Source organism: Streptomyces sp. Ag109_O5-10 (assembly GCF_900105755.1).
Classification (GTDB): Bacteria; Actinomycetota; Actinomycetes; order Streptomycetales; family Streptomycetaceae; genus Streptomyces.
In genome coordinates, this window is the sequence record NZ_FNTQ01000001.1 from 2,779,116 (window position 1) to 2,803,257 (window position 24,142).

At 69.9% G+C, this 24,142-nt stretch carries 23 protein-coding genes and 5 tRNA genes; 14 read left to right on the plus strand and 14 right to left on the minus strand.

The window, feature by feature from the left end:
* Window positions 1–113: 113 nt before the first annotated feature.
* Window positions 114–707 (minus strand): 3-isopropylmalate dehydratase small subunit, encoded by a 594-nt coding sequence (gene leuD, locus BLW82_RS12640; protein ID WP_093498884.1) that lies wholly within the window; start codon window positions 705–707, stop codon window positions 114–116.
* Window positions 708–713: 6 nt separating this feature from the next.
* On the minus strand, window positions 714–2,138 hold the full coding sequence (gene leuC / locus BLW82_RS12645) for a 3-isopropylmalate dehydratase large subunit (protein ID WP_093498885.1): 1,425 nt from the start codon (window positions 2,136–2,138) through the stop codon (window positions 714–716).
* 205 nt (window positions 2,139–2,343) lie between these two features.
* On the opposite strand from leuC, the gene ndgR reads away from it, so the two are divergent.
* Window positions 2,344–3,060 (plus strand): IclR family transcriptional regulator NdgR, encoded by a 717-nt coding sequence (gene ndgR / locus BLW82_RS12650; protein ID WP_089098541.1) that lies wholly within the window; start codon window positions 2,344–2,346, stop codon window positions 3,058–3,060.
* Window positions 3,061–3,302: 242 nt separating this feature from the next.
* Here ndgR and BLW82_RS12655 read toward each other — a convergent pair whose 3' ends face one another.
* Window positions 3,303–3,815: a DUF4188 domain-containing protein gene (locus BLW82_RS12655; protein WP_093508017.1), complete on the minus strand. Its 513-nt coding sequence runs from the start codon at window positions 3,813–3,815 to the stop codon at window positions 3,303–3,305.
* Window positions 3,816–3,907: 92 nt separating this feature from the next.
* Between BLW82_RS12655 and BLW82_RS12660 the strand changes: the two genes are divergently transcribed.
* Window positions 3,908–4,552, plus strand: coding sequence for a MerR family transcriptional regulator (locus BLW82_RS12660; protein ID WP_093498886.1), 645 nt, complete (start codon window positions 3,908–3,910; stop codon window positions 4,550–4,552).
* A 57-nt stretch (window positions 4,553–4,609) separates the two neighbouring features.
* Here BLW82_RS12660 and BLW82_RS12665 read toward each other — a convergent pair.
* The 6 genes from BLW82_RS12665 to BLW82_RS12690 all read right to left on the minus strand — a co-directional run bounded on the left by BLW82_RS12665 (window position 4,610) and on the right by BLW82_RS12690 (window position 5,902).
* Window positions 4,610–4,682 (minus strand) — tRNA-Glu (locus tag BLW82_RS12665).
* 28 nt (window positions 4,683–4,710) lie between these two features.
* A tRNA-Gln gene (locus BLW82_RS12670) sits at window positions 4,711–4,782 on the minus strand.
* A gap of 21 nt (window positions 4,783–4,803) precedes the next feature.
* Window positions 4,804–4,876, minus strand: a tRNA-Glu gene (locus BLW82_RS12675).
* 28 nt (window positions 4,877–4,904) lie between these two features.
* Window positions 4,905–4,977, minus strand: a tRNA-Glu gene (locus BLW82_RS12680).
* Window positions 4,978–4,998: 21 nt separating this feature from the next.
* Window positions 4,999–5,070: transfer RNA gene (locus tag BLW82_RS12685), tRNA-Gln, on the minus strand.
* Window positions 5,071–5,161: 91 nt separating this feature from the next.
* Window positions 5,162–5,902, minus strand: coding sequence for an HAD family hydrolase (locus BLW82_RS12690; protein ID WP_256215775.1), 741 nt, complete (start codon window positions 5,900–5,902; stop codon window positions 5,162–5,164).
* 25 nt (window positions 5,903–5,927) lie between these two features.
* Here BLW82_RS12690 and BLW82_RS12695 point away from each other — a divergent pair, with 25 nt between their 5' ends.
* Entirely contained in the window at window positions 5,928–6,212 is a 285-nt protein-coding gene (locus tag BLW82_RS12695; RefSeq protein WP_093498888.1) for a type II toxin-antitoxin system RelE family toxin, read from the plus strand.
* A 63-nt stretch (window positions 6,213–6,275) separates the two neighbouring features.
* Here BLW82_RS12695 and gltX read toward each other — a convergent pair whose 3' ends face one another.
* From gltX to BLW82_RS12710, 3 genes are all read right to left on the minus strand, one after another.
* On the minus strand, window positions 6,276–7,760 hold the full coding sequence (gene gltX / locus BLW82_RS12700; protein WP_093498889.1) for a glutamate--tRNA ligase: 1,485 nt from the start codon (window positions 7,758–7,760) through the stop codon (window positions 6,276–6,278).
* Window positions 7,753–8,538, minus strand: coding sequence for a fumarylacetoacetate hydrolase family protein (locus BLW82_RS12705; protein WP_093498890.1), 786 nt, complete (start codon window positions 8,536–8,538; stop codon window positions 7,753–7,755). The genes gltX and BLW82_RS12705 overlap by 8 nt, the downstream gene beginning before the upstream one ends.
* Before the next feature lie 124 nt (window positions 8,539–8,662).
* Window positions 8,663–8,851 (minus strand): hypothetical protein, encoded by a 189-nt coding sequence (locus BLW82_RS12710; protein WP_093498891.1) that lies wholly within the window; start codon window positions 8,849–8,851, stop codon window positions 8,663–8,665.
* Between the two features lie 569 nt (window positions 8,852–9,420).
* Here BLW82_RS12710 and BLW82_RS12715 point away from each other — a divergent pair.
* From BLW82_RS12715 to BLW82_RS12750, 8 genes are all read left to right on the plus strand, one after another.
* The gene (locus BLW82_RS12715) at window positions 9,421–13,326 is read left to right on the plus strand and encodes a sensor histidine kinase (RefSeq protein WP_093498892.1); all 3,906 of its coding nucleotides are present in this window, start codon (window positions 9,421–9,423) and stop codon (window positions 13,324–13,326) included.
* Between the two features lie 9 nt (window positions 13,327–13,335).
* The gene (locus BLW82_RS12720; RefSeq protein ID WP_003973453.1) at window positions 13,336–13,749 is read left to right on the plus strand and encodes a roadblock/LC7 domain-containing protein; all 414 of its coding nucleotides are present in this window, start codon (window positions 13,336–13,338) and stop codon (window positions 13,747–13,749) included.
* 110 nt (window positions 13,750–13,859) lie between these two features.
* Window positions 13,860–14,258 carry a DUF742 domain-containing protein gene (locus BLW82_RS12725; RefSeq protein ID WP_019058642.1) on the plus strand — a complete coding sequence of 133 codons (399 nt, stop codon included), beginning with the start codon at window positions 13,860–13,862 and terminating at the stop codon, window positions 14,256–14,258.
* Complete coding sequence (locus tag BLW82_RS12730) at window positions 14,239–14,814, plus strand: GTP-binding protein (RefSeq protein WP_046729249.1); 576 nt, start codon at window positions 14,239–14,241, stop codon at window positions 14,812–14,814. Before BLW82_RS12725 ends, BLW82_RS12730 begins: the two co-directional genes overlap by 20 nt.
* A gap of 392 nt (window positions 14,815–15,206) precedes the next feature.
* Entirely contained in the window at window positions 15,207–18,476 is a 3,270-nt protein-coding gene (locus BLW82_RS12735; RefSeq protein ID WP_093498893.1) for a nitrate- and nitrite sensing domain-containing protein, read from the plus strand.
* A gap of 10 nt (window positions 18,477–18,486) precedes the next feature.
* A complete protein-coding gene (locus tag BLW82_RS12740) occupies window positions 18,487–18,900 on the plus strand; it encodes a roadblock/LC7 domain-containing protein (protein WP_004983065.1) in 414 nt (137 codons plus the stop codon).
* 96 nt (window positions 18,901–18,996) lie between these two features.
* Window positions 18,997–19,566: a DUF742 domain-containing protein gene (locus BLW82_RS12745; protein WP_093498894.1), complete on the plus strand. Its 570-nt coding sequence runs from the start codon at window positions 18,997–18,999 to the stop codon at window positions 19,564–19,566.
* A complete protein-coding gene (locus BLW82_RS12750; RefSeq protein ID WP_046729246.1) occupies window positions 19,547–20,128 on the plus strand; it encodes a GTP-binding protein in 582 nt (193 codons plus the stop codon). The genes BLW82_RS12745 and BLW82_RS12750 overlap by 20 nt, the downstream gene beginning before the upstream one ends.
* Window positions 20,129–20,486: 358 nt before the next feature.
* Here BLW82_RS12750 and BLW82_RS12755 read toward each other — a convergent pair whose 3' ends face one another.
* Both BLW82_RS12755 and BLW82_RS12760 read right to left on the minus strand, forming a co-directional pair.
* Window positions 20,487–20,687, minus strand: coding sequence for an acyl-CoA carboxylase subunit epsilon (locus tag BLW82_RS12755; protein ID WP_093498895.1), 201 nt, complete (start codon window positions 20,685–20,687; stop codon window positions 20,487–20,489).
* A gap of 35 nt (window positions 20,688–20,722) precedes the next feature.
* Window positions 20,723–22,318, minus strand: a complete 1,596-nt coding sequence (locus BLW82_RS12760) for an acyl-CoA carboxylase subunit beta (protein WP_093498896.1) — start codon at window positions 22,316–22,318, stop codon at window positions 20,723–20,725.
* Window positions 22,319–22,729: 411 nt separating this feature from the next.
* Here BLW82_RS12760 and BLW82_RS12765 point away from each other — a divergent pair, with 411 nt between their 5' ends.
* From BLW82_RS12765 to BLW82_RS12775, 3 genes are all read left to right on the plus strand, one after another.
* Window positions 22,730–23,326 (plus strand): YceI family protein, encoded by a 597-nt coding sequence (locus BLW82_RS12765; RefSeq protein WP_093498897.1) that lies wholly within the window; start codon window positions 22,730–22,732, stop codon window positions 23,324–23,326.
* Window positions 23,327–23,595: 269 nt separating this feature from the next.
* Window positions 23,596–23,778: a DUF397 domain-containing protein gene (locus BLW82_RS12770; protein ID WP_093498898.1), complete on the plus strand. Its 183-nt coding sequence runs from the start codon at window positions 23,596–23,598 to the stop codon at window positions 23,776–23,778.
* Window positions 23,779–23,881: 103 nt separating this feature from the next.
* Complete coding sequence (locus BLW82_RS12775; RefSeq protein ID WP_093498899.1) at window positions 23,882–24,127, plus strand: hypothetical protein; 246 nt, start codon at window positions 23,882–23,884, stop codon at window positions 24,125–24,127.
* The last annotated feature ends 15 nt before the right edge of the window (window positions 24,128–24,142 follow it).

Sequence of the window (24,142 nt, forward strand, 5' to 3'; positions counted from 1 at the left end):
TGCAGACATGGCTGTACCCCCAATCGTGGCGATCGGGGGTACAGGCGGGGCGTTGCGGTGGCTGAAACCAGCCGTATTCAGATGTGGCGGATCCCGCCGAAGCGGGCTCCGGCTCAGACCTGGAGCGTCCGCGGCTTGTACGACGGCCGCTTGGCCTCGTAGGCGGCGATGTCGGCCTCGTTCCGAAGGGTGATGGAGATGTCGTCCAGGCCGTTCAGCAGCCGCCAGCGGGAGTTCTCGTCCAGCTCGAAGGAGGCGGTGATGCCCTCGGCGCGGACCTCGCGGTTCTCCAGGTCGACGGTGATCTCGGCCTGCGGGTCGTTCTCGGTGAGCTCCTGCAGCGCCTCCACGATCTTCTGGTCCAGGACCACCGTGAGCAGGCCGTTCTTCAGCGAGTTGCCGCGGAAGATGTCGGCGAAGCGGGAGGAGATCACGGTCTTGAAGCCGTAGTTCTGCAGCGCCCAGACGGCGTGCTCGCGGGACGAGCCGGTGCCGAAGTCGGGGCCGGCGACCAGGACCGTGGCGCCCTGCCGCTCGGGGCGGTTGAGGATGAAGTTCTCGTCCTTGCGCCAGGCCTCGAAGAGCCCGTCCTCGAAGCCGTCCCGGGTCACCTTCTTGAGCCAGTGAGCAGGGATGATCTGGTCGGTGTCGACGTTGGAGCGGCGCAGCGGGACGGCCCGGCCGGTGTGCGTGGTGAATGCTTCCATGGCTGATCAGACTCCAGCGGGCGTGCGAGCGTCGGACAGGTCGGCCGGGGAGGCCAGGTGGCCCAGGACGGCGGTTGCGGCCGCGACCTGGGGCGACACCAGGTGGGTACGGCCGCCCTTGCCCTGTCGCCCCTCGAAGTTGCGGTTGGAGGTGGACGCGGAGCGCTCACCCGGGGCCAGCTGGTCGGGGTTCATGCCGAGGCACATCGAGCAGCCCGCGTGCCGCCATTCGGCGCCGGCCTCCTTGAAGACCACGTCGAGGCCCTCGGAGACGGCCTGCAGCCCGACCCGCGCGGAGCCGGGGACGACCAGCATCCGTACGCCGTCGGCGACTTTGCGGTCCTTGAGGATCTCGGCGGCGGCGCGCAGGTCCTCGATCCGGCCGTTGGTGCAGGAGCCTACGAAGACGGTGTCCACGTTGATCGAGCGCAACGGCTGGCCGGCCTCCAACCCCATGTACTCCAGGGCCTTTTCGGCGGCGAGGCGCTCCGAAGCGTCTTCGTACGAAGCCGGGTCGGGGACGTCCGCCGAAAGCGGCGCGCCCTGCCCCGGGTTGGTGCCCCAGGTGACGAACGGCGAGAGCGCGGCGGCGTCGATGTGCACCTCGGCGTCGAATTCCGCGTCCGCGTCGGTCTTCAGGGTCTTCCAGTACGCGACCGCCGCGTCCCACTCCTCGCCCTCGGGGGCGTGGGCCCGGCCCTTGAGGTACGCGAAGGTGGTCTCGTCGGGGGCGATCATGCCCGCGCGGGCGCCGGCCTCGATCGACATGTTGCAGATGGTCATCCGGGCCTCCATCGAGAGCTTCTCGATGGCGGAGCCGCGGTACTCCAGGATGTAGCCCTGGCCGCCGCCGGTACCGATCTTGGCGATGATCGCCAGGATCAGGTCCTTGGCGGTGACGCCATCGGGCAGCTCGCCGTCGACCGTGATGGCCATGGTCTTGGGGCGGGCCAGCGGCAGCGTCTGGGTGGCCAGCACGTGCTCCACCTGGGAGGTGCCGATGCCGAACGCGAGCGCGCCGAAGGCGCCGTGCGTGGAGGTGTGCGAGTCGCCGCAGACCACGGTGGTACCGGGCTGGGTCAGGCCCAGCTGGGGGCCGACGACGTGCACGACACCCTGCTCGACGTCGCCCAGCGGGTGCAGGCGCACCCCGAACTCGGCGCAGTTCTTGCGCAGCGTCTCCAGCTGGGCGCGGGAGACCGGGTCCGCGATGGGCTTGTCGATGTCGAGGGTCGGGGTGTTGTGGTCCTCGGTCGCGATGGTGAGGTCGAGGCGGCGCACCTGGCGGCCGTTCTGGCGCAGCCCGTCGAAGGCCTGCGGGCTGGTCACCTCGTGCAGCAGGTGCAGATCGATGAAGAGGAGGTCGGGCTCGCCCTCGGCGCGCCGGACGACGTGGTCGTCCCAGACCTTCTCCGCGAGTGTCCTACCCATCGCTTTCCCTCCGGCCGGCAGACGTGCACCGGCCCAACTAGAGATCTTGAGGAGGCGGCTGCCCGTGTTCCGGGCCCCTGAAGTCGTGGTTCCGGGCGTCCGCCACCGGGCCCGTTGGTCTGCGAGCCACTGTGTGATTCCAGGGTGGCGCGTTCCACGGAAAATTGAACTTGCGTTTCACAGAGTGAGACGCGAGTATCGTTGCATGGACAACAGTAGCGGCGTCGGCGTGCTGGACAAGGCGGCCCTTGTCCTGAGCGCCCTGGAGTCCGGTCCGGCCACCCTCGCGGGTCTGGTCGGGGCCACCGGACTGGCACGACCCACGGCCCACCGGCTGGCCGTGGCCCTGGAACACCACCGCATGGTGGCACGCGACATGCAGGGCCGTTTCATCCTCGGCCCGCGGCTCGCGGAACTGGCCGCGGCGGCCGGTGAGGACCGCCTGCTCGCGACGGCGGGCCCGGTGCTGACGCACCTCCGTGACATCACCGGAGAGAGTGCGCAGTTGTATCGCCGCCAGGGTGACATGCGGATCTGCGTAGCCGCCGCGGAACGCCTGTCCGGCCTGCGGGACACGGTGCCGGTCGGCTCGACCCTCACGATGAAGGCCGGTTCCTCGGCCCAGATCCTCATGGCCTGGGAGGAGCCGGAGCGGCTGCACCGCGGCCTCCAGGGCGCCCGCTTCACGGCGACGGCCCTGTCGGGTGTGCGCCGCCGCGGCTGGGCCCAGTCCATCGGCGAGCGGGAGCCGGGCGTCGCGTCGGTGTCGGCGCCGGTGCGGGGCCCTTCGAACCGGGTGGTGGCCGCCGTCTCCGTCTCCGGCCCCATCGAGCGCCTGACCCGCCACCCCGGCCGCATGCACGCTCAGGCCGTGATCGACGCGGCGGCCCGCCTCTCCGAGGCGCTGCGCCGCACGGGCTGACGCTCCCACCGAGGAGGGGCCGGCCTCAACGCCGCGGCAGGCCTCTCCCGACGTGAGCTGACCCACCCGTGGGGGCGCTGGGGGCACCCCCGGCCGAAGGCCGGGGGGAGGAACCGCGCGACCAGCCACATGCCGCCCGCAGCCGCCCAGGGACCGGAGCCCCCACGGCGCAGAATGTGCCACCCCAGGACGTCAGCCGTCCGCTACGCCGTCATGCCTGGTCGCGCAGTTCCCCGCGCCCGTTACGGGGCCCTGTGGCCGGCGCCCCTGTGAGCGAACCGGTCCTTCGCGTAGCGTCCCCGGTGCTCCACGGGAACCGTCCCGCTCGCCGCGCCCAGGCCGAACTCCGGCATGTCGAAGTAGATCGACTCGTAGCCGCCCTCGGGTGCCACGTACGTCTCGTGCCACAGGCCCACATGGCCGCGCAGCTTCCCCGCGCGCTCCTTGCGGTTGACGATGCCCCACATCCCGTGGTGGACCGTTTCCGGTGAACTCGCGTACGCGTACAGCTTGTCCTTCGACTCCCAGTACTGGACGACGTAGTACGTCCGCGGCGACGCGGTCAGCAGGACGCGGCCGAGCAGCCCTCGGCCGGGGTCCCGCGCCAGCTCCTTCAGCATGCGGAACATCGACAGCATGACCGGGAGCCACTGGTGGACCGCCCAGAAGTGGTTGACGCGCATGCCGATGAGCAGGACCACGGCATCGCCCTCGCGGGCAGCGGTCGTACGGCCTCGAACCGGTTTGGCGGACATGAGGAACGGCACCCCCGGAAGCCTGTCGGATAGCGGCACTATCCTTCTGTCGATGCTTGGATAGTGGCACTTACCAAGGAGGCGCGCAAGACATGCGGCTTGCCCAGTTGAGCGAGCGCAGCGGGGTGTCCGCCGCGACGATCAAGTACTACCTGCGCGAGGGGCTGCTGCCGCCCGGCCGTCAGGTCAACGCCACGACCTCCGAGTACGGCGACGAGCATCTGCGGCGGCTGCGGCTGGTGCGGGCGATGATCCAGGTAGGACGGGTCCCCGTGGCGACGGTCCGCGAGGTGCTCGGGCATGTCGACGACGACTCGCTGGGCCGCACGATCCGGGTGGGCGCCGCGCTGTGGGCGCTGCCGCAGCTGCCGGAGCCGGACGAGGACGACGAGTACGTGCGGGGCGCGCACCGGGAGGCCGATGCCCTGCTGGACGCCCTCGGCTGGGACAACGCCAAGCAGCTGACGACGATCTCGCCGGCGTACCGGCAGCTGGTGGTGGCGCTGGCCGCGTTCCGCCGGCTCGGCTACGACTGGGGCGCCGAACTCCTCGTACCGCACGCGAAGTTGATGTACCAGGCGGCCGTCGCCGACCTGGACTTCCTGGAGACGCGTCCATCGGAGGAGGAGAAGGCGGAGGCCGCGGTGGCCAGCGCGGTGCTGGTGGAGCCGATGCTCCAGGCGCTGCACCGACTGGCCCAGGAGGAGGAGTCGGCCCGGCGCTACGGCTTCGAGTAGGGCACAGCGCGCATACGCACAGAAGGCCCTCCGCCGAAGCGGAGGGCCTTCCTCGTGTACCCCCGACCGGATTCGAACCGGCGCTACCGCCTTGAGAGGGCGGCGTGCTAGGCCGCTACACAACGGGGGCGTGGATCTTACGTTTCCGCAGATCCGAGCTGGTCTACCTGGACTCGAACCAAGACTAACTGAACCAGAATCAGTCGTGCTGCCAATTACACCATAGACCAATGATGGTTTAGACCAGTTCGTACCCCCGACCGGATTCGAACCGGCGCTACCGCCTTGAGAGGGCGGCGTGCTAGGCCGCTACACAACGGGGGCCCTAGCGATCATCCGTGGAAGATCTCCGTACCCCCGACCGGATTCGAACCGGCGCTACTGCCTTGAGAGGGCAGCGTGCTAGGCCGCTACACAACGGGGGCTTTGCAGATGAGCTCTGCGAGCTGGCCTACCTGGACTCGAACCAAGACTAACTGAACCAGAATCAGTCGTGCTGCCAATTACACCATAGGCCACTGGAACGCAAGCCCCTGAGGGGATCTTGTTCTAGTTTTGCGCCCTCGGTTCCGGCCTTTCGGCCCGCTCCCCGGCGGCGCAGGAAGAACATTACCTGAAGGTGGACGGGGCTCCAAAACGGGTATCGGCGCGGAGGATCGCGGGCAGTTCGGCGAGGGAGGCGATCCGGTGCGGGCCGCCGGGGGCGTCGGCCCTGGTAGCCGGGCCTACGGACGGTCCGCGGCGGTCGATCCACACCGACAGCAGCCCGGCGTCGGCGGCGCCGCGCCCGTCGATCTCCGGGTGGTCCCCGACGTACGCGACCTCGTGCGGGGCGAGTTCCAGGGCCTCGCAGGCCGCCAGGAAGGCAGCGGCTGCGGGCTTGGACACGCCCAGTTCGGCGGCGCACAGGACGGCCTCGAAGCGCTCGTGCACCCCGAGCGTGCGCAGCTTGCGGTCCTGGACATGCCGGCTGGAGTTGGACAGCACGGCATGCCGGTAGCCGGCCGCGAGGGCGTCCAGGGCCGGCAGGACGTCGGGGAAGAGGGCCCAGACGGCCTCGTAGTGCGTCAGGTAGCGGCGGAACCAGTCGTCGGCCTGCACGTCGGTCAGCTCCGCGCCGAGGAAGACCCGCACCCGGTCGCGGCGCTGGTCCTCGAAGGAGAGCTCACCCGCCGAGAACCGCGCCCACTGCTGGTCGGTGATCTCCCGCCACCGCACCAGCGCCGCCTCCGCACTCCCCCACCCCGCGAGCAGCCCCTCCGCCACCAGGTGCGCCCGCATCCCCTCGCGGTCGGCGGTGGTGTAGTCGAAAAGGGTGTCGTCGACGTCCCAGACCACGGCTCTGATCACCCTCTCAGACTGGCACACTGGGAGCATGAGCGAGTACCGAGTCCAGTTCACGGTTGAGGCCCGTGCGGCCTACGACGGGCTGCCCGGCGAGCGTCGAGCCCAGCTGGACAAGGCCGTGCGGATACTGGCGCGTGATCCCTTCCGCAAGGCTGCGACAGCGCAACTCGGCCCCGACGAACACCTCAGGAAGGCGTACGTGGCCCCCGGCGTGATGCTGGAATACATGGTCGCGGGCGCGATCATGGTCGTCGTCGTCCTGGAGATCTTCGACGAGTTCACCTACCTGGTCGACGAGGCCGACGCCGTCTGACGCGAACGCCCGAGGGGCGGCCCCCGGGGTCACCGGGTGCCGCCCCTCGCGCATGTCCGGGCGTTACGCGCTCAGCTTCGCCAGCGCCGCGTCGATCCGGGCCAGGGTCTTCTCCTTGCCCAGGATCTCCAGGGACTCGAAGAGCGGCAGGCCGACCGTGCGGCCCGTGACGGCGACGCGGACCGGGGCCTGGGCCTTGCCGAGCTTGAGGCCGTGGGCCTCGCCGGCGGCCAGGACGGCCTCCTTCAGGGACTCGGGAGAGGTCCAGTCGGCGGACTCCAGCTTCTCGCGGGCCGTGGCGAGGAGGGCGTCGCTGCCCTCCTTCATCGCCTTGGTCCAGGACGCCTCGTCGTAAACCGGCTCCGGCAGGAACAGGAAGTCGACGTTCTCGGTGATCTCCGAGAGGACCTTCAGGCGGGTCTGCGCGTGCGGCGCGATCGCCTGCCACTTCGCCTCGTCGAAGTCCTCCGGCGCCCAGGGTGCGAAGGGGGCCCGCAGCCAGGGGGCGCAGCGCTCCGTGAAGTCCTTCACGTCCAGCATGCGGATGTGGTCGGCGTTGATCGCCTCGCACTTCTTCAGGTCGAAGCGGGCCGGGTTGGGGTTCACGTCGGCGATGTCGAAGGCCGCGACCATCTCCTGGACGGAGAAGATGTCCCGGTCCGCGGAGAGCGACCAGCCCAGCAGTGAGAGGTAGTTGAGCAGGCCCTCGGGCAGGAAACCGCGCTCCCGGTAGAGGTTGAGGGAGGCCTGCGGGTCGCGCTTCGACAGCTTCTTGTTGCCCTCGCCCATGACGTAGGGGAGGTGGCCGAAGGCCGGGATCTGCCGGGCGATGCCGAGGTCGATCAGCGCCTTGTAGAGGGCGACCTGGCGCGGGGTGGAGGAGAGCAGGTCCTCGCCGCGCAGGACGTGGGTGATCTCCATCAGGGCGTCGTCGACCGGGTTGACCAGCGTGTACAGCGGGGCGCCGTTGGCACGGACGATGCCGTAGTCCGGCACGTTCTCCGGGGTGAAGGTCAGCTCGCCGCGGACCAGGTCGGTGAAGGTGATCGTCTCGTCGGGCATCCGGAAGCGGACGATGGGCGTGCGGCCCTGCGCCTTGTACTCCGCCACCTGCTCCGCGCTCAGGTCGCGGCAGTGGCCGTCGTAGCCGGACGGCTTGCCGGCGGCGCGGGCGGCCTCGCGGCGGCTGTCCAGCTCCTCCTGGGAGCAGTAGCAGTGGTAGGCGTGGCCGGCGTCGAGGAGCTTGGCGGCGACGTCCTTGTAGAGGTCCATCCGCTGCGACTGGCGGTACGGCGCGTGCGGGCCGCCGACCTCGGGGCCCTCGTCCCAGTCGAAGCCCAGCCAGCGCATCGCCTCGAGCAGCTGGGTGTACGACTCCTCGGAGTCACGGGCCGTGTCGGTGTCCTCGATGCGGAAGACCAGCGTGCCCTGGTGGTGCCGGGCGAACGCCCAGTTGAACAAGGCGGTGCGGACCAGGCCCACGTGGGGGTTACCGGTGGGGGACGGACAGAAACGAACGCGAACGGGAGTGCCGGGTGCGCTAGTCACGCTTGACAACCTTGTTGGTGAGAGTGCCGATGCCTTCGATGGTGACGGCGACCTCGTCGCCGACGCTGAGGGGGCCGACCCCTGCCGGGGTGCCGGTGAGGATGACGTCGCCGGGGAGCAGCGTCATGGCCTCGGTGATGTTGACGATCAGGTCCGCGATGGAGTGGATCATCTCGCTCGTACGGCCGAGCTGGCGCTGTTCGCCGTTGACCGTGAGCTGGATCGTCAGGTCGGAGGCGGTGGCGAGGTCCAGGTCCGTCTCCACCCAGGGGCCCAGCGGGCAGGAGGTGTCGAACCCCTTGGCGCGGGCCCACTGCTTCTCGCGCTTCTGTACGTCGCGGGCGGTGACGTCGTTGGCGCAGGTGTAGCCGAGGATCACGTCGGCCACGCGTTCGCGCGGGACCTCGCGGCACATGCGGCCGATGACCACGGCCAGTTCGGCCTCGTGGTGGAGGTCCTGGGAGAAGGACGGGTACTGGATGTCGTCGCCGGGGCCGATCACCGAGGTGGACGGCTTGAAGAAGGCGAAGGGGGCCTCCGGGACCTCGTTGCCCAGCTCCTCCGCGTGCTCCACGTAGTTGCGCCCGTAGGCGACGACCTTGTTGGGGAGCACCGGCGGGAGCAGGCGGACCTTGCTCAGCGGGACCTTCGTACCGGAGAGCTCGAAGTCCGCGAACGGAATGCCCTTGATGATGTCGAGGACGAGTTCGTCCTGCTTGTCGCCCTCGACGGCGCCGAAGGCGACGTTCCCGTCGATGGAGAACCTGGCGATGCGCACGGGATCCTGGCGCCCCTCACTGAACCGGCTGGAGTCTGACGTCCCAGGCTAACGCGGTGAGGGGCGGCCGCCGCGGAATAACCCGGTCACCGGGTGGGTGAGTGATCGGCGGCCGGGTCCCGTACTACTCCGCGACCGAGGTGCCGGCCGGGATCTCCATGAGGATCGTGCGCCGCGGGTTGGCGGTCTGGGAGGGGAGATCGAGGGAGTGCTCGGGCAGCTCGGGGGTCTGCAGTTCCTCGGCGTCCTTGAGGTGGGCGAGGGTGGTGCGCCGGGGGTTGGCTATGTTGCGGAACATCATCGTCGTCTTCACGGTTGTACTGGACCCCGTCATGTGTGGGTTGGCAGAGACTTCCCTCTTGTAAAGCGCCAGGCTAAACATCGAATTCCCGGCCGAAGCCGCGAAGAGACCTTGATCCGCGTGTGAGTTTGCTCACGGACCGAGGGTCAAAGCGGTCATATCCGACTGGCAACTCACCGCAACGAAACGGACATTGGCGAACCGAACCCGTCATTCCGCTCCTGATCATGGCGACTGGGACACGGCCCACGCACCGCCAACTGACAGGGATACGCCCTTTATGTACGCGATCGGCTTCCACATCTCGTAACGTGTCACTCACACGCTGTCACGGAGGTCACAGCTCGGTCCACGGCCCTTGTTGGAGATCCGGCACTGTGCTGGAATTCCACGGAACCGCCGCAGGATCGAGCCGGCGCGCAGGGGGCGCAACGCAGCGCCGAGTGGCGGCGAGACAGGGGGAGCCAGCGCCGGTCACACTCACGACCAACAGGGTGCGTATTCAGGGCGCTCCCCGTTCAACGCCGACACCGTGTCCTTCCGTTCCCGGAAGGGCGCCTGGTCCAGAGGTTGCGACGCTAGTGCAGGGACGTTTCAAGAGGGATGGCAGCGCTTCGGCGGAGCCGGAGGCGCACGGCGGGACCGACCGCGGTTCCTCGCCCCAGCACGCCCAGAACCCGGCCCCGGCCGGCGGCGGTGGTGACGGCGGTGAGCGCTCCGGGCGCCCCGCCGCGTCCGCGTCTTCGGGGTCCTCGGGCCCCCAGCCGGCCGCGGCTCCGACTCCGACGATCAAGCCCGCGCAGGGTCCCAACAACCCGGGCTCGCGCATAGCCCTGCGCAACTGGCGAATCTCCACGCGCCTGGTGTCACTGCTCGCCCTCCCCGTGGTGGCGGCGACGACGCTGGGCGCGGTGCGCATCAACCAGTCGCTCGACGACATCCAGCAGCTCGACAACATGCAGCTGCTGACGGACATGACCACGCAGGCCACCGAGCTGGCGACCGCGCTCCAGACCGAGCGTGACAAGACCGCCGGTCCGCTGGCGCACGGCGGGGCGGTCTCGAGCGTCGCGGTCAAGGGGTACGAGGACCAGACCGACCGCGCCCGCGAGAACTTCCTCAACGCCTCCGAGTCGATCGACACCGCGAGCAAGAACGGTCAGCTGCAGGGCGTCCGCGACAGCCTCGTCGGTCTGGCCGGCCAGCTGGACAACCTGGCGAAGATCCGCAAGGACGCCTATCAGCAGAGGGAGAACTCGACCCAGACGGTCGAGGCCTACCACCGGCTGATCACCCAGCTGATCGACCTCTCCCAGGACATGGCGCAGGCCTCCAGCAACCCGGAGATGATCCAGCGCACCCGCGCCCTGGCGGCGTTCTCCACCGCCAAGGAGTACGCGTCCGTACAGCGCGCCGTCATCGCCGCGGCCCTGCCCGCCAACGGCACCAGCGCCGGCGACCTCTCCGAGAACGACCGCCTGTACGGCGAGTCCGCCCAGGAGAGCGAGACCTCCGAGCTGACGATCTTCCGGAAGATCTACACCGGCAACGCGGCCGACCTGCTCAGCCCGATCGACGGCAACAACCCGACGATCGAGGCCGCCGACACCTACGCCAAGCGCGCGCTCGGCGCCCAGAACGGTCTGAACGAGCTCAGCAAGCGCTCGTACCTCGACTGGGTCGACGACAGCTCGACCAAGATCGACCAGATGAAGAAGATCGAGCACACCCTGCTCGAGGACATGGAGCAGAAGGCGCGCGAGCTGCGAGCCTCCTCCGAGCAGTCGGCGATCATCTCCGGTGCGCTGATCCTGCTCGTCCTCGGTGTGTCGCTGGTCGGCGCCTTCATCGTGGCCCGCTCCATGATCCGCTCGCTGCGCCGCCTCCAGGAGACCGCCACCAAGGTCGCCCAGGACCGCCTGCCCGAGCTGGTCAAGCAGCTCTCCGAGTCCGACCCGCAGGACGTCGACACGTCCGTGGAGTCGGTCGGTGTGCACTCCCGGGACGAGATCGGCCAGGTGGCCGCGGCCTTCGACGACGTGCACCGCGAGGCGGTCCGCCTCGCCGCCGAGCAGGCCCTCCTGCGGGGCAACGTCAACGCGATGTTCACCAACCTCTCGCGCCGCTCCCAGGGCCTCATCCAGCGTCAGCTCTCGCTCATCTCCGAACTGGAGTCCCGCGAGGCCGACCCGGACCAGTTGTCCTCCCTCTTCAAGCTCGACCACCTCGCGACGCGTATGCGCCGTAACGGTGAGAACCTCCTCGTCCTCGCCGGTGAAGAGCCCGGCCGCCGCTGGACCCGCCCGGTCCCGCTGGTGGACGTGCTGCGCGCCGCCGCCTCCGAGGTGGAGCAGTACGAGCGCATCGAACTGGCCGCCGTGCCGACCACCGAAGTGGCCGGCCGCGTGGTCAACGACCTCGTGCACCTGCTCGCCGAGCTGCTCGAGAACGCCACCTCGTTCTCCTCGCCGCAGACCAAGGTCAAGGTCACCGGTCACGCGCTGCCCGACGGGCGGGTGCTGATCGAGATCCACGACACCGGTATCGGCCTCTCCCCCGAGGACCTCGCGGCGATCAACGAGCGGCTCGCCTCGCCGCCCACCGTGGACGTCTCGGTCTCCCGCCGCATGGGCCTCTTCGTGGTCGGTCGTCTGTCGCAGCGGCACGGCATCCGCATCCAGCTGCGCCCGTCCGACTCCGGTGGCACGACCGCGCTGGTCATGCTCCCGGTCGACGTCGCCCAGGGCGGCAAGAAGCCCGCTCCCGGCAAGCCCGGTGTCCCCGCTCAGTCCGGCGGTCCGGCCGCCGCGCAGGCCGCGGCCGGTGCGGCCGCCGCCCGCCGCGGAGGCGGCCAGGGCGGCGGCGGTGGTTCGCTCGGCGCGGGTGCTCCGGCCCCGGCGCTCGGCGGCGGTGCCGGTACGGCCGGCGGACGCGGCGGTGCCCTCGGCGCCGGCGCTCCCTCCGGCGGCGGGCTGCTCGGCGCCGGTGCGGGTCCGCGCGGTCAGGTCGGCGCCGGCCAGGGCCCCCGGGCCGCGCTGCCCGGCGCGGGCCCGAACGGCGGCCGTCCCGGTGCGCAGGGCGGCGGACGCGGCTCGCAGGGCCGGTCGAACGCGGGTGCCGGTGCCTTCGGCAACCAGGACGCGTTCGGCAACCCGCAGGACTCCTTCGGCGGCCAGGACACCTTCGGCAACCGCGCCCCGGTCCCGCCGCAGCGCTCCGCGAACTCCTCCGACCAGGGCCGTCAGCCCCAGCTGCCGCCGCGCGGTGGCCCGCGGGCCGAACTGCCCGGCGCCAACTCGCCGGCGGGCCGGCCCAGCTGGAGCGACGACAACGCCCAGCCGCCGCTGTCCCGTGCCTCGTTGGACACCCCGCGCGGCCACGACGAGCAGGACCCGGCCCACACCGCGCAGATGCCCCGCATCGACGACCGGCAGGACCTCGGTGCCACCTCGCAGATGCCGGCGGTCCCGCAGGCTCCGTCGACCGGCGAGTTCCCGCGCCCGGACTTCAACGCGCCGAACGGCTCGCAGAACACGGGATCGTTCCCGCGGCCGGGCACGACCGGCCCGCAGGACACCGGCTCGTTCCCGCGCCCGAACGTGAACGGCCGGCACGACACCGGGTCGTTCCCCAGTCCCAACGTCAACGGCCAGCACGACACCGGGTCGTTCCCGCGCCCGAACGTCAACGGCCAGCAGGACTCGGGCCAGTTCGTGCGCTCCGACGTCTTCGGCACGCCGGCCGCGCCGCAGAACGGCTCCCGGAACCCGGGGCAGTTCGCCGCTCCGCAGGCCTACGACAACGGCTCCACCGGCCAGTTCGCCACGCCGTCCTACGACGGCAGCTCCACCGGTCAGCACTCCCTGCCCGGCCGGCAGAACGGCTACCCGGGCAACGGCCAGTACGGCAACGGCCAGTACGAGCGTCCGGGGACCGACGGCCGAGGCCTCGACTACGGTGCGCCGCAGCGCCCGCCGGTCCGCCAGGAGCCGGAGGCGCTGCCGCCGGCCACCGGTCCGGGTGACGGTCGTACCCCGCTGTACGACACGCTGGAGACCAACTGGTTCCACGGCGGCCAGCAGGAGCAGCAGCGCCCCCAGAGCAACGGCAACGGCTCGGTTCCGCCGGTCCCGCCGGTGCCCTCCCAGCCGCCGGCCCCCGCGGCCGCGGCCCCCCAGCGTCCCGCCCAGGCAGCCTGGCGCACCTCCCCGAACGACGACCTCGTCCGGCAGGCGGAGCGTGTACGGCAGCCGGCGGCGGGCGGTGTCACCACCTCCGGTCTGCCGCGCCGGGTCCCCCGGGCGAACCTCGTCCCGGGCACGGCGCAGCAGCAACAGCACCAAGCGGGTCCGCAGGTCTCGCGTTCGCCTGACGACGTTCGCGGCCGGCTGACCAATCTCCGTCGGGGTATCGCACAGGGTCGGCAGGCCGGCACCGGCCCGCAGACCGGCACCTTCCCGAGCCCCACTCACCAGCAGGAGCGTTAGTTGAGTCCGATGAGCCAGGCGGCACAGAACCTGAACTGGTTGATCACCAACTTCGTGGACAACACCCCAGGGGTGTCCCACACCGTCGTCGTGTCCGCCGACGGCCTCCTTCTGGCGATGTCCGAAGGCTTCCCACGCGACCGCGCCGACCAGCTCGCGGCCGTCGCCTCCGGGCTCACCTCGCTGACGGCCGGGGCCTCCCGGATCTTCGAGGGCGGCAACGTGGCGCAGACGGTCGTCGAGATGGAACGCGGCTTTCTGTTCCTGATGTCCGTGTCCGACGGCTCGTCCCTCGCGGTCCTGGCCCACCCGGAGTGCGACATCGGCCTCGTCGGCTACGAGATGGCGCTCCTGGTCGACCGCGCGGGCGCGGTCCTCACGCCCGACCTGCGCGCTGAACTGCAAGGCAGTCTGCTCCACTGACAGCCCGGATCCAACCCGCCTCACCAAATCACCGTCCGGCCGCCACAATCCCCCCACCGGCCACGTCCGACGGCTAGCCCGACCGACTTGCTGTCCCGCCCGGAGGAACGATGACCCCGCCCACCGCCTCTCATGATCCGTACGCGGAGCCGTACGGGGACGAGGGCGACCAGCCGCTGGTACGTCCTTACGCGATGACCGGCGGCCGGACCCGGCCGCGCTACCAGCTCGCCATCGAGGCGCTGATCAGCACGACGGCCGACCCGGCAGCGCTCATGGGGCTGCTCCCGGAGCACCAGCGCATCTGCCACCTGTGCCGCGAGGTGAAGTCGGTGGCCGAGGTCTCGGCGCTGCTCGCCATGCCGCTCGGTGTGGCCCGGATTCTGGTGGCCGACCTCGCCGAGGCCGGCCTGGTCGCCATCCACCAGCCGGGCGGCGACGAGAACAACGGCGGCGCTCCTGACGTGACGCTGCTCGAAAGGGTGCTCAGTGGACTTCGCAAGCTCTGACGGAGGGCGGGCCACCACCTCCGCGAAGATCGTGGTGGCGGGCGGCTTCGGCGTCGGCAAGACCACGTTCGTGGGAGCGGTCTCCGAGATCAACCCGCTGCGTACGGAGGCCGTGATGACGTCCGCCTCGGCGGGCATCGACGACCTGACGCACACCGGGGACAAGACCACCACCACGGTGGCCATGGACTTCGGCCGTATCACGCTCGACCAGGACCTGATCCTGTACCTCTTCGGCACGCCCGGTCAGGACCGTTTCTGGTTCATGTGGGACGACCTGGTGCGCGGTGCGATCGGCGCGGTGGTGCTCGTGGACACCCGGCGTCTGGCCGACTGCTTCCCGGCCGTGGACTACTTCGAGAACAGTGGTCTGCCGTTCGTCATAGCCCTCAACGGATTCGACGGGCATCAGCCCTACACACCCGAAGAGGTGCGCGAGGCCCTGCAGATCGGGCCGGACGCGCCGATCATCACGACCGACGCCCGGCACCGCGCCGACGCGAAGAGCGCGCTGATCACGCTGGTCGAGCACGCCCTCATGGCGCGCCTGCGCTAGCACCGCCGCGATACCCAAGTCCGTCGTCGTGTACGGCAGTTGTCGTACGGAAACCGGAGCCGACTGTGGCCTTTGACACGGTCGGCTCCGGTGTTCATAACGTTTCGGCAGAGGAATCCACTGGTATCGCCACGCGTCGCGGTCGCGCGGTGCCGCTGCGCTCACAATGGCCCCGCCTTTTGGCGGGGCTCGCTCTTTATGACCGTTTTATCTGGGGCTTACATCCGCGCGCTCTGCCCCAATGGACTGTTTGGAAGTGCACCGGCCCCCGTGCTGGAATGCCTGAACTGCCCATTAGTCAACGACGTACTGAGTAGTGGTCTGAGACACACCGGGCTCTGAGAGACTGCGGCACGACGATAGGTGCCCGCCGCCGAGAGGTTGTTGGTCGAGTGAGGCGAAGCAAGAACGGTCCCGAGCCGTCGGCACGGGGCAACTTCACCCCGCCGCCGCGCGCTGCGGCGCCCACCCCTGTGCCAGCCGCGGAACCACCGGCCGCACCCGCGAAGAGCGGCGGCCGTTTCTCCCCGCGGAACTGGCGAGTGCCGACCAGGCTGAACGCGATCCTGCTCATACCCGTGGCCGTCGGCCTGGTGATGGGCGGCTTCCAGGTGAAGAGTTCCATCGACACCTGGCAGGACGCCCGCGACGCGGAGAACACCGCGCGCCTGGTCCGTGCGGCCCTGACCTATGCCGACGCCCTCTACAACGAGCGTGACGTCAGCACGGCACCGCTGCTCCTGAACAAGGACAAGGCGACCGTCACCCAGGCCCGCGCCGCGACCGACAAGGCCGCCGACGCCTTCGACGCGGCCGCGCAGAACATGCCGCAGAAGCCGGGCCTGGAGCGCCGCCTGAAGCTGTTCCGCGAGGCAGAGCCGCAGATCACCAACCTGCGTGCCGCCTCGTACACCAGCAAGCTCCCCGGTGTGAAGACCGAAGAGGGGTACGTCGCGGTCGCCCACCCGCTGATGGAGTTCGCCAACGAGCTCGGTCTGGGCACCGGAAACATCACCTCCTACGGCCGTACCGTCTACGCCATCTCGCTCACCAAGGCCGCCCTGTCGCTGGAGCGGTCGATCGGCATGCACCTGCTGGTCAAGCCGGGCCCCGACGCCGGCAACCTGGCCAGCCAGCGGGTCGCCCTCTCCTCGTACGCCTACCTCGAGGGCATCGCCGTCGAGGAGTACATCGGCGGCGGCACCGAGGCGGACGCGCAGAAGCTGACCGACCTCGAGAAGAAGATCAGGACGGACGGCGCGGCACTGGCCCAGCAGGCCAAGGCCAAGGACCCGAACTACGTGCCCCCGCCGACCAAGGACAACGCGATGGTCAGCGCGCTGGCCACGCTGCCGGACACCAACGCGAGCACCCGCCAGGCGCTGGCCTCCCAGGGCGTCAGCGCCGAGAACTGGTGGACGGTCAACACCCTCAAGTACGACGCCTACCGCACGATCGAGTCGGACATGGCCGACAAGGCGGTGAGCGAGGCCTCCGACATCGCGGACAACGCGAAGACGGACGCCTTCATCACCGGTGCCGCGGTCATGGTCGCGCTGCTCGCCGCGTTCATCCTGGCCGGCATGGTGGCCCGCCAGATGTCCCGCTCGATGCGCCAGCTGCGCAACGCCGCCTTCGGCATCGCCGAGCAGCGTCTGCCGATGCTGGTCGACCAGCTCTCCCGCACCGACCCCGGCCGGGTCGACACCCGGGTGGCGCCGATCCCGATCACCTCGACCGACGAGATCGGCGAAGTCGCCCGCGCCTTCGACCAGGTCCACCGCGAGGCCGTGCGGCTCGCCGCCGAGCAGGCCCTGCTGCGGGGCAACATCAACGCGATCTTCACCAACCTCTCGCGCCGCAACCAGTCGCTGATCGAGGGCCAGCTGACCCTCATCACCGACCTGGAGAACAACGAGGCCGACCCGGACCAGCTGGAGAACCTCTTCAAGCTGGACCACCTCGCGACCCGTATGCGCCGTAACGGCGAGAACCTCCTGGTCCTCGCCGGCGAGGAGCCCGGCCGGCGCTGGGACCAGCCGGTCCCGCTGGTCGACGTCCTGCGCGCCGCCTCCTCCGAGGTGGAGCAGTACGAGCGCATCGAGCTCTCCGGCGTCCCGGAGGCCGAGATCCACGGCCGCGCGGTCACCGACCTCGTGCACCTGCTGGCCGAGCTGCTGGAGAACGCCACCACGTTCTCCTCGCCGCAGACCAAGGTCCGCGTCACGGCGACCCGGCTCCCCGACGGCCGCATCATGATCGAGATCCACGACAAGGGCATCGGCCTCACCGCCGAGGACTTCGCGGACATCAACCACAAGCTGGCCAACCCGCCGACCGTGGACGCCGCGATCTCCCAGCGCATGGGCCTGTTCGTGGTCGGCCGGCTCTCCGACCGGCACGGCATCCGGGTCCAGCTGCGCCCCTCCGGCGAGCAGGCCGGCACCACCTCGCTGGTCATGCTGCCGGACGCGATCACGCACGGCGGTGGCGGCGAACAGCCCCTGGAGCGCGACGAGTTCACGGTCTCGCAGATCATCCCGGAGCAGCAGTTCCAGGCCGAGAACTTCAACCAGCCGCAGCTCCAGCCGATGCGTACGGCGGCCGAGCTCGGCTTCGACGACAGCCGCTACATCGAGGTCCCCGACGACATTCGCGACCTCGATCCCGTGGGCCGCTCGCTGATGCGCGAGGAGCGCCGTGCGGCCCTGGAGGCCCAGGCGCAGCCTCCGCAGTCCGCACAGGTCCACCAGGAGACCACCGAGATCCCGGCGTACGCCGACGAGTTCGACACCGGCCGGACGGACTACGACCCGAACGGTACGGGCTTCCAGGAGCAGCCCACGGGCTACGACGGGCAGCCGGCGTACCAGGAGCAGTCGCAGGGCACGTACGACGAGCAGTACTACGCGCCGAACGGCGGCCTGCCGCAGAACGACGCGTTCTCCTCCGGCGCGTTCTCCGTCAACGGCGGCTACCCGGAGCCCGGTTACCCGGAGCCCGCCCAGGAGGAGCCCGCGGCCGCGCAGGCCGCCGCCGCGGAGGCGTTCCCGGCCTTCGGTGAGCAGCCCTACCAGGACGACTGGCCGCAGCAGGGCGGTTACCAGAACGGCTACCCGGCCCAGTACGCTCCGCAGACGGAGTCGGCGCAGGCCGGTGACGTGGACGAGCGGAACCACGTAGGCTTCGACCGTCCGGGAACGGCCCCTTCCAACGGCCACCGGCTGACCGACGCCGGACTGCCCCGCCGGGGCTCCGTCGGCGGCGGCACGGGCGGCCCGAAGGGCGCGGGTTCCGTGCAGCAGGCTCCGGCCGCGGCACCGGCGCAGACCGCACCGGCGGCCCCGGCTCCCGAACCGGCCGGCGACGACTCCTGGCGTTCGCAGAACGACGAGCGCTGGCAGCAGGCCTCGGCGCTGCGCAAGCCCAAGGCGGGCGGGGTCACCTCCTCCGGCCTGCCGAGGCGGGTGCCCAAGGCCAATCTGGTCGAGGGAGCCGCCGCGAGCACCCCCCAGGGAGGCCCACAGGTCTCCCGCGCCCCGGAGGACGTCCGGGGCAGGCTGAGCAACCTGCGTCGAGGTGTCCAGCGCGGACGCAGCGCAGGCAGTGAAACGAACGGTCAGGGCTTCGGTCCTGACAGCACCTACAACCAGGAGCGTTAGTGTGAGCCCGATGAGCCAGGCGGCACAGAACCTGAACTGGTTGATCACCAACTTCGTGGACAACACCCCGGGGGTGTCCCACACGGTGGTGGTCTCCGCCGACGGACTCCTTCTGGCGATGTCCGAAGGCTTCCCCCGCGACCGCGCCGACCAGCTCGCGGCCGTCGCCTCCGGTCTGACGTCTCTGACGGCAGGCGCCTCCCGGATCTTCGAGGGCGGCAGCGTGAATCAGACGGTTGTGGAGATGGAGCGGGGGTTCCTGTTCATCATGTCCATTTCCGATGGTTCCTCGCTGGCCGTCCTGGCCCACCCGGAGGCCGACATCGGCCTGATTGGGTACGAGATGGCCCTTTTGGTGGACCGCGCGGGCACGGTTCTTACCCCGGATCTGCGTGCGGAACTCCAGGGAAGCCTTCTCAACTAATAGTCAGACGGTGCGTTTTCGCGTCCTGGGGCCGTAAGGTTTCGGGACGCGGCTCCACAAGGATGGGTGCCCGGCACGGTCGGAGGAGGAGAGAAAGTGGCAACACCCCCAGGCGGTTCTCATAGCGGCAACTGGTCGTACGGGCCTGCGCAGGGCCAGGGCGACGGTTCCGGGAACCGGTACAACTTCCCCTCCACACCGAGCCACCGGCAGTCGTACGCCCCGCAGGGCCCCGGCCCCTCGCCGTACGACCAGCCGCCGGCGCCGCGCATCCAGCCGGTGCAGCCGCAGCGGCGCCCCGAGCCGGCGCCGGCCTCGGGGTCCAGCAACCCGCTGGTGCGTCCGTACGCCATGACCGGCGGCCGGACCCGCCCGCGGTACCAGCTCGCCATCGAGGCGCTGGTGCACACCACCGCGCAGCCGCACCAGATGCAGGGCCAGTTGCCCGAGCATCAGCGGATCTGCAACCTCTGCCGGGAGATCAAGTCGGTGGCCGAGGTCTCGGCCCTGCTGACGATCCCTCTCGGCGTGGCCAGGATCCTCGTCGCCGACTTGGCGGAGGCGGGCCTGGTCGCCATCCATCAGCCCGGCGGCGACGAGAACGCCGGTGGCCAGCCAGACGTGACACTGCTCGAAAGGGTGCTCAGTGGACTTCGCAAGCTCTAGCGGCGGTCCTTCCCGCTCCACCACCTCCGCGAAGATCGTGGTGGCGGGCGGCTTCGGCGTGGGCAAGACCACGTTCGTCGGCGCCGTCTCGGAGATCAACCCGCTGCGCACAGAGGCCGTGATGACGTCCGCGTCTGCCGGCATCGACGACCTCACTCACACCGGGGACAAGACGACCACGACGGTCGCCATGGACTTCGGCCGCATCACCCTGGACCAGGACCTGATCCTGTACCTGTTCGGCACCCCCGGTCAGGACCGCTTCTGGTTCATGTGGGACGACCTGGTCCGCGGCGCGATCGGCGCCATCGTCCTCGTGGACACCCGCCGTCTCGCCGACTGCTTCCCCGCGGTCGACTACTTCGAGAACTCGGGTCTCCCCTTCGTCATCGCCCTCAACGGCTTCGACGGCAACCAGCCGTACAACCCCGAAGAGGTCCGCGAGGCGCTCCAGATCGGCCCTGACACCCCGATCATCACGACCGACGCACGGCATCGCGCCGACGCGAAGTCGGCGCTGATCACGCTGGTCGAGCACGCCCTCATGGCGCGGCTGCGGTAGTTCCGGCCACCGGGCCACCACGGCCGCTCGCTCGCCGACCGCGGGTGATTCGTGGCTTGTCGCGCAGTTCCCCGCGCCCCTCAAGGGACGCTCCCCTGGGCCCCTTCCCATGAAGGGGCCCGAACTTTTTCCCACCACACCCCTGCCCTTCTCCCCGCACCGCCCCACCTCACACCCGCAGCGGCCCGGTTCCTTTCCACCGCGACGCGGTCAGTCCTTTTTCGCCGCGACGGCGCTCAGCCCCGACGGCGGTGGCCGGCGGTGCCGAACCGGCCGAGAGTCCTTGGCGTACAGGAGAAGGGCCCCTCTGAAGCCAGAGGGGCCCTTCTCCTGCGTACTGCCGGCCGGACGGCGCAGCCTAGCCGTGCCAGCTGTGCGGGGCCCGGAAGCCGTTCTCGCGCTCCAGGCGGCGCCAGCCTGCCTTGGCGCGGCCGCGGTGGGTCTGCTCGGTGTCGTCGGTCGACCGGGCGGCCGCGCGGGCCAGGAGGACCGCCGTTATGGCGGCGACTTCCTCCGGGTCGGCGTTGCCCTTCTCGACGCGGATGTCAGGCACGTTCATGGGTGTCAGTCTCCGTGAGAGAGGTTTCCGCAGGATTACTGCGGGGGGTTGCCGTGCTTACGGGACGGCAGGTCGGCGTGCTTGGTGTGCAGCATCGCCAGCGACTTGGCGAGCACCTCGCGGGTCTCGGCCGGGTCGATGACGTCGTCGACCAGGCCGCGCTCGGCCGCGTAGTAGGGGTGCATCAGCTCGGACTTGTACTCCTTGACCATGCGGGCCCGCATGGCCTCGGGGTCCTCGGCGGACGCGATCTGCCGGCGGAAGATCACGTTGGCGGCACCCTCGGCGCCCATGACCGCGATCTCGTTCGTCGGCCAGGCGTAGGTCAGGTCGGCACCGATCGACTGGGAGTCCATGACGATGTAGGCACCTCCGTACGCCTTGCGCAGGATCAGGGAGATCCGGGGCACGGTCGCGTTGCAGTAGGCGTAGAGGAGCTTCGCGCCGTGGCGGATGATCCCGCCGTGCTCCTGGTCGACACCGGGGAGGAAGCCCGGTACGTCCAGGAAGGTGACGATCGGAACATTGAAAGCGTCACACATCTGGACAAAGCGCGCAGCTTTTTCACTCGCCTCGATGTCCAGGACGCCCGCGAGGACCTGCGGTTGGTTGGCGATGATGCCGACCACCTGGCCGTCGATCCGGGCCAGCGCGCAGATGATGTTCCGCGCCCAGCGCTCGTGGACCTCCAGGTACTCGCCGTCGTCGACGATCTCCTCGATCACCTTGGCCATGTCGTACGGCCGGTTGCCGTCGGCCGGGACCAGGTCGAGGAGGACGTCGCTGCGGCGGTCGACGGGGTCCGAGGACTCGACGCGCGGCGGGTTCTCGCGGTTGTTCTGCGGGAGGAGCGAGAGGAGGTAGCGGACCTCCGCGATGCAGGTCTCCTCGTCGTCGTAGGCGAAGTGGCAGACGCCGGAGGTCTCCGCGTGGACGTCGGCGCCGCCGAGGCCGTTCTGGGTGATCTCCTCGCCGGTGACCGCCTTGACGACGTCCGGTCCGGTGATGAACATCTGCGAGGTCTCGCGGACCATGAAGACGAAGTCGGTGAGGGCGGGCGAGTAGGCCGCGCCGCCGGCGCAGGGGCCGAGCATCACGGAGATCTGCGGGATGACACCGCTCGCCTTGGTGTTGCGCTGGAAGATGCCGCCGTAGCCGGCCAGGGCGGAGACACCTTCCTGGATCCGGGCGCCGGCGCCGTCGTTCAGCGACACCAGCGGGGCGCCGGCCGCGATGGCCATGTCCATGATCTTGTGGATCTTGGTGGCGTGCGCCTCGCCCAGCGCGCCGCCGAAGATCCGGAAGTCGTGCGCGTAGACGAAGACCGTACGGCCCTCGACCGTGCCCCAGCCGGTGATGACACCGTCGGTGTACGGCTTCTTGGCCTCCAGGCCGAAGCCGACCGCGCGGTGCCGGCGCAGCTGCTCGACCTCCTGGAAGGAACCCGGGTCCAGGAGCAGCTCGATGCGCTCCCGGGCCGTCAGCTTGCCCTTGGCGTGCTGCGCCTCGGTCGCCTTCTCGCCGGGGCCCGCCACGGCCACCGCACGGATCTCGTGCAGCTCCGCGACCCGCCCGCGCGCGTCCGTCGGCTCACCGGTGGGTTCACCCGTCGTCTCTTCCAAAACGGTCATGTAGCGACCTTACGAAGGACACCAAGGATTGCGAGACGTCGACTCCGTACAGTCTCCGGCACGTTTTCCTGGAACCACTGAACAGAACCAGAACCTCATGCAGCCGTTCCGACTGCTCAGGGGGCTTCGCCGTTGTAGGGGTGCCACAAGGGCGGGGCCGAGACGCGCCTCACATTCACGGCCGGTCCATACCACCCGCGGAGTGACACAGGCCTCCGGACGGCGGTTCACCCACACAGAGCCTAGCCGCTCCCCCCGAGGGTCCCGCCACGACACCGGACCCACGCGGCGTTACGGTGAGTAAGGAACGCAACACGCGCACCGATGATGTTGAAGGTTGAAGGGAATGGGTCTACGGTGTCTTTCGTTGAGTTCGTTGAACGTTAAACATCACGCCGCAAGGAGCACCTCATGGGCATCTTCAGCCGCAAGAACGACGAGACCACCGCCGCCGGCACGACCGCGGACACGGCCGCGCTGACCGGCGACTACACGATCGACCCGGCGCACAGCACGCTCGGCTTCGTGGCCCGCCACGCGATGGTCACCAACGTCAAGGGCAGCTTCCAGGAGTTCGAGGGCACCCTGCACCTGGACGGCACCGAGCCGTCCAAGTCCACGGCCTCCCTCGACATCAAGATGGACAGCATCACCACCGGCAGCCCGGACCGCGACGGTCACCTGAAGTCGGCCGACTTCTTCAAGATCGACGAGTTCCCGACGATGACCTTCCGCTCCACCAAGGCGGAGGCCCTCGGCGGCGAGGACTACCGCATCACCGGCGACCTCACGATCCTCGGTGTCACCCGGCCGGTCACCATCGACCTGGAGTTCAACGGCGCCGCCAAGGACCCGTTCGGCAACGAGCGCGTCGGCTTCGAGGGCAAGGCCGAGATCAAGCGCTCCGACTGGGGCGTCACCTGGAACGCGGCGCTGGAGACCGGTGGCGTCCTCGTCTCCGACAAGATCAAGCTGAACTTCGACATCTCGGCGATCAAGAGCGCGTGAGCCCGCGGCGCCGGACCGCCGGCCCCGAGCACGCCCGCTGAGCGCCGCCCTCCACTCCCCTGAGGGCGGCGCTCGGCCGTATCCGGACGTCCCTCGTGTGCCGCGGCCCACGCTCCTGGGTGTCGTCGGCCATGCGCGGACGGACGGAGCAGGTGAGCCGGACCGCAAGCTCTGCAGAAGACACCTGGATCCCCTCGGCCGCGCATTCGCACCACACGACCTTCCCCGGCTCCCGCGCCCCACCACCCGAACGGACTGCCAGGAGACCGATGAGCACCGCACTCCAGTGGTTCGAGTCCGGCTGCAGTGGCAGCGAAGGCGGCGACTGCGTCGAGGTCGCGCCCACGGCCGCCCCCGTCCACGTCCGCGGCTCCAAGGCGCCCGACGGGCCGATGCCCACCGTCTCCCCCTCCACCTGGAGTGAGTTCCTTGACCGCGTCACCCGCGACTGAGCAGACCGACTGGGTCCTCATCACCTCGTACGAGAACGTGCCCGGGCGTCCTCGCCCCTTCGTCGCGCTCTGCGCCTGACTGCGTGAGCGGGGCATCGACTGGATGCCGTTCGCGGAGGACGAACTCCGGTGGGGCCTCGCCTGCCGACGCGACACCACCGGGCACTGGCGCGGGTGGATGAGCGTGTCGGTCGAGGCCGGTGCCCTCCGGCGGCTCGGCCTGCACCCGGAACAGCCGTCCTCCGCCGTCAACGCCCCCTCCCCGCCCGCCTGGTGGCATGCCGCCGGGCTGCGTTACGCCACCGGGCGTCCGAAACCGAGGGCGCCCGAGCCGGCTGAAGGACCTTGACCTCAAGTGAGGTTG

What these genes read in the sequence shown, in the direction of transcription:
- leuD (WP_093498884.1), bottom strand. Translation starts at nt 707, where the DNA reads ATGGAAGCATTCACCACGCACACCGGCCGGGCCGTCCCGCTGCGCCGC.
- leuC (WP_093498885.1), bottom strand. Translation starts at nt 2,138, where the DNA reads ATGGGTAGGACACTCGCGGAGAAGGTCTGGGACGACCACGTCGTCCGG.
- ndgR (WP_089098541.1), top strand. Translation starts at nt 2,344, where the DNA reads ATGGACAACAGTAGCGGCGTCGGCGTGCTGGACAAGGCGGCCCTTGTC.
- BLW82_RS12655 (WP_093508017.1), bottom strand. Translation starts at nt 3,815, where the DNA reads ATGTCCGCCAAACCGGTTCGAGGCCGTACGACCGCTGCCCGCGAGGGC.
- BLW82_RS12660 (WP_093498886.1), top strand. Translation starts at nt 3,908, where the DNA reads ATGCGGCTTGCCCAGTTGAGCGAGCGCAGCGGGGTGTCCGCCGCGACG.
- BLW82_RS12695 (WP_093498888.1), top strand. Translation starts at nt 5,928, where the DNA reads ATGAGCGAGTACCGAGTCCAGTTCACGGTTGAGGCCCGTGCGGCCTAC.
- BLW82_RS12720 (WP_003973453.1), top strand. Translation starts at nt 13,336, where the DNA reads ATGAGCCAGGCGGCACAGAACCTGAACTGGTTGATCACCAACTTCGTG.
- BLW82_RS12725 (WP_019058642.1), top strand. Translation starts at nt 13,860, where the DNA reads ATGACCCCGCCCACCGCCTCTCATGATCCGTACGCGGAGCCGTACGGG.
- BLW82_RS12740 (WP_004983065.1), top strand. Translation starts at nt 18,487, where the DNA reads ATGAGCCAGGCGGCACAGAACCTGAACTGGTTGATCACCAACTTCGTG.
- BLW82_RS12755 (WP_093498895.1), bottom strand. Translation starts at nt 20,687, where the DNA reads ATGAACGTGCCTGACATCCGCGTCGAGAAGGGCAACGCCGACCCGGAG.
- BLW82_RS12760 (WP_093498896.1), bottom strand. Translation starts at nt 22,318, where the DNA reads ATGACCGTTTTGGAAGAGACGACGGGTGAACCCACCGGTGAGCCGACG.
- BLW82_RS12765 (WP_093498897.1), top strand. Translation starts at nt 22,730, where the DNA reads ATGGGCATCTTCAGCCGCAAGAACGACGAGACCACCGCCGCCGGCACG.
- BLW82_RS12770 (WP_093498898.1), top strand. Translation starts at nt 23,596, where the DNA reads ATGAGCACCGCACTCCAGTGGTTCGAGTCCGGCTGCAGTGGCAGCGAA.
- BLW82_RS12775 (WP_093498899.1), top strand. Translation starts at nt 23,882, where the DNA reads ATGCCGTTCGCGGAGGACGAACTCCGGTGGGGCCTCGCCTGCCGACGC.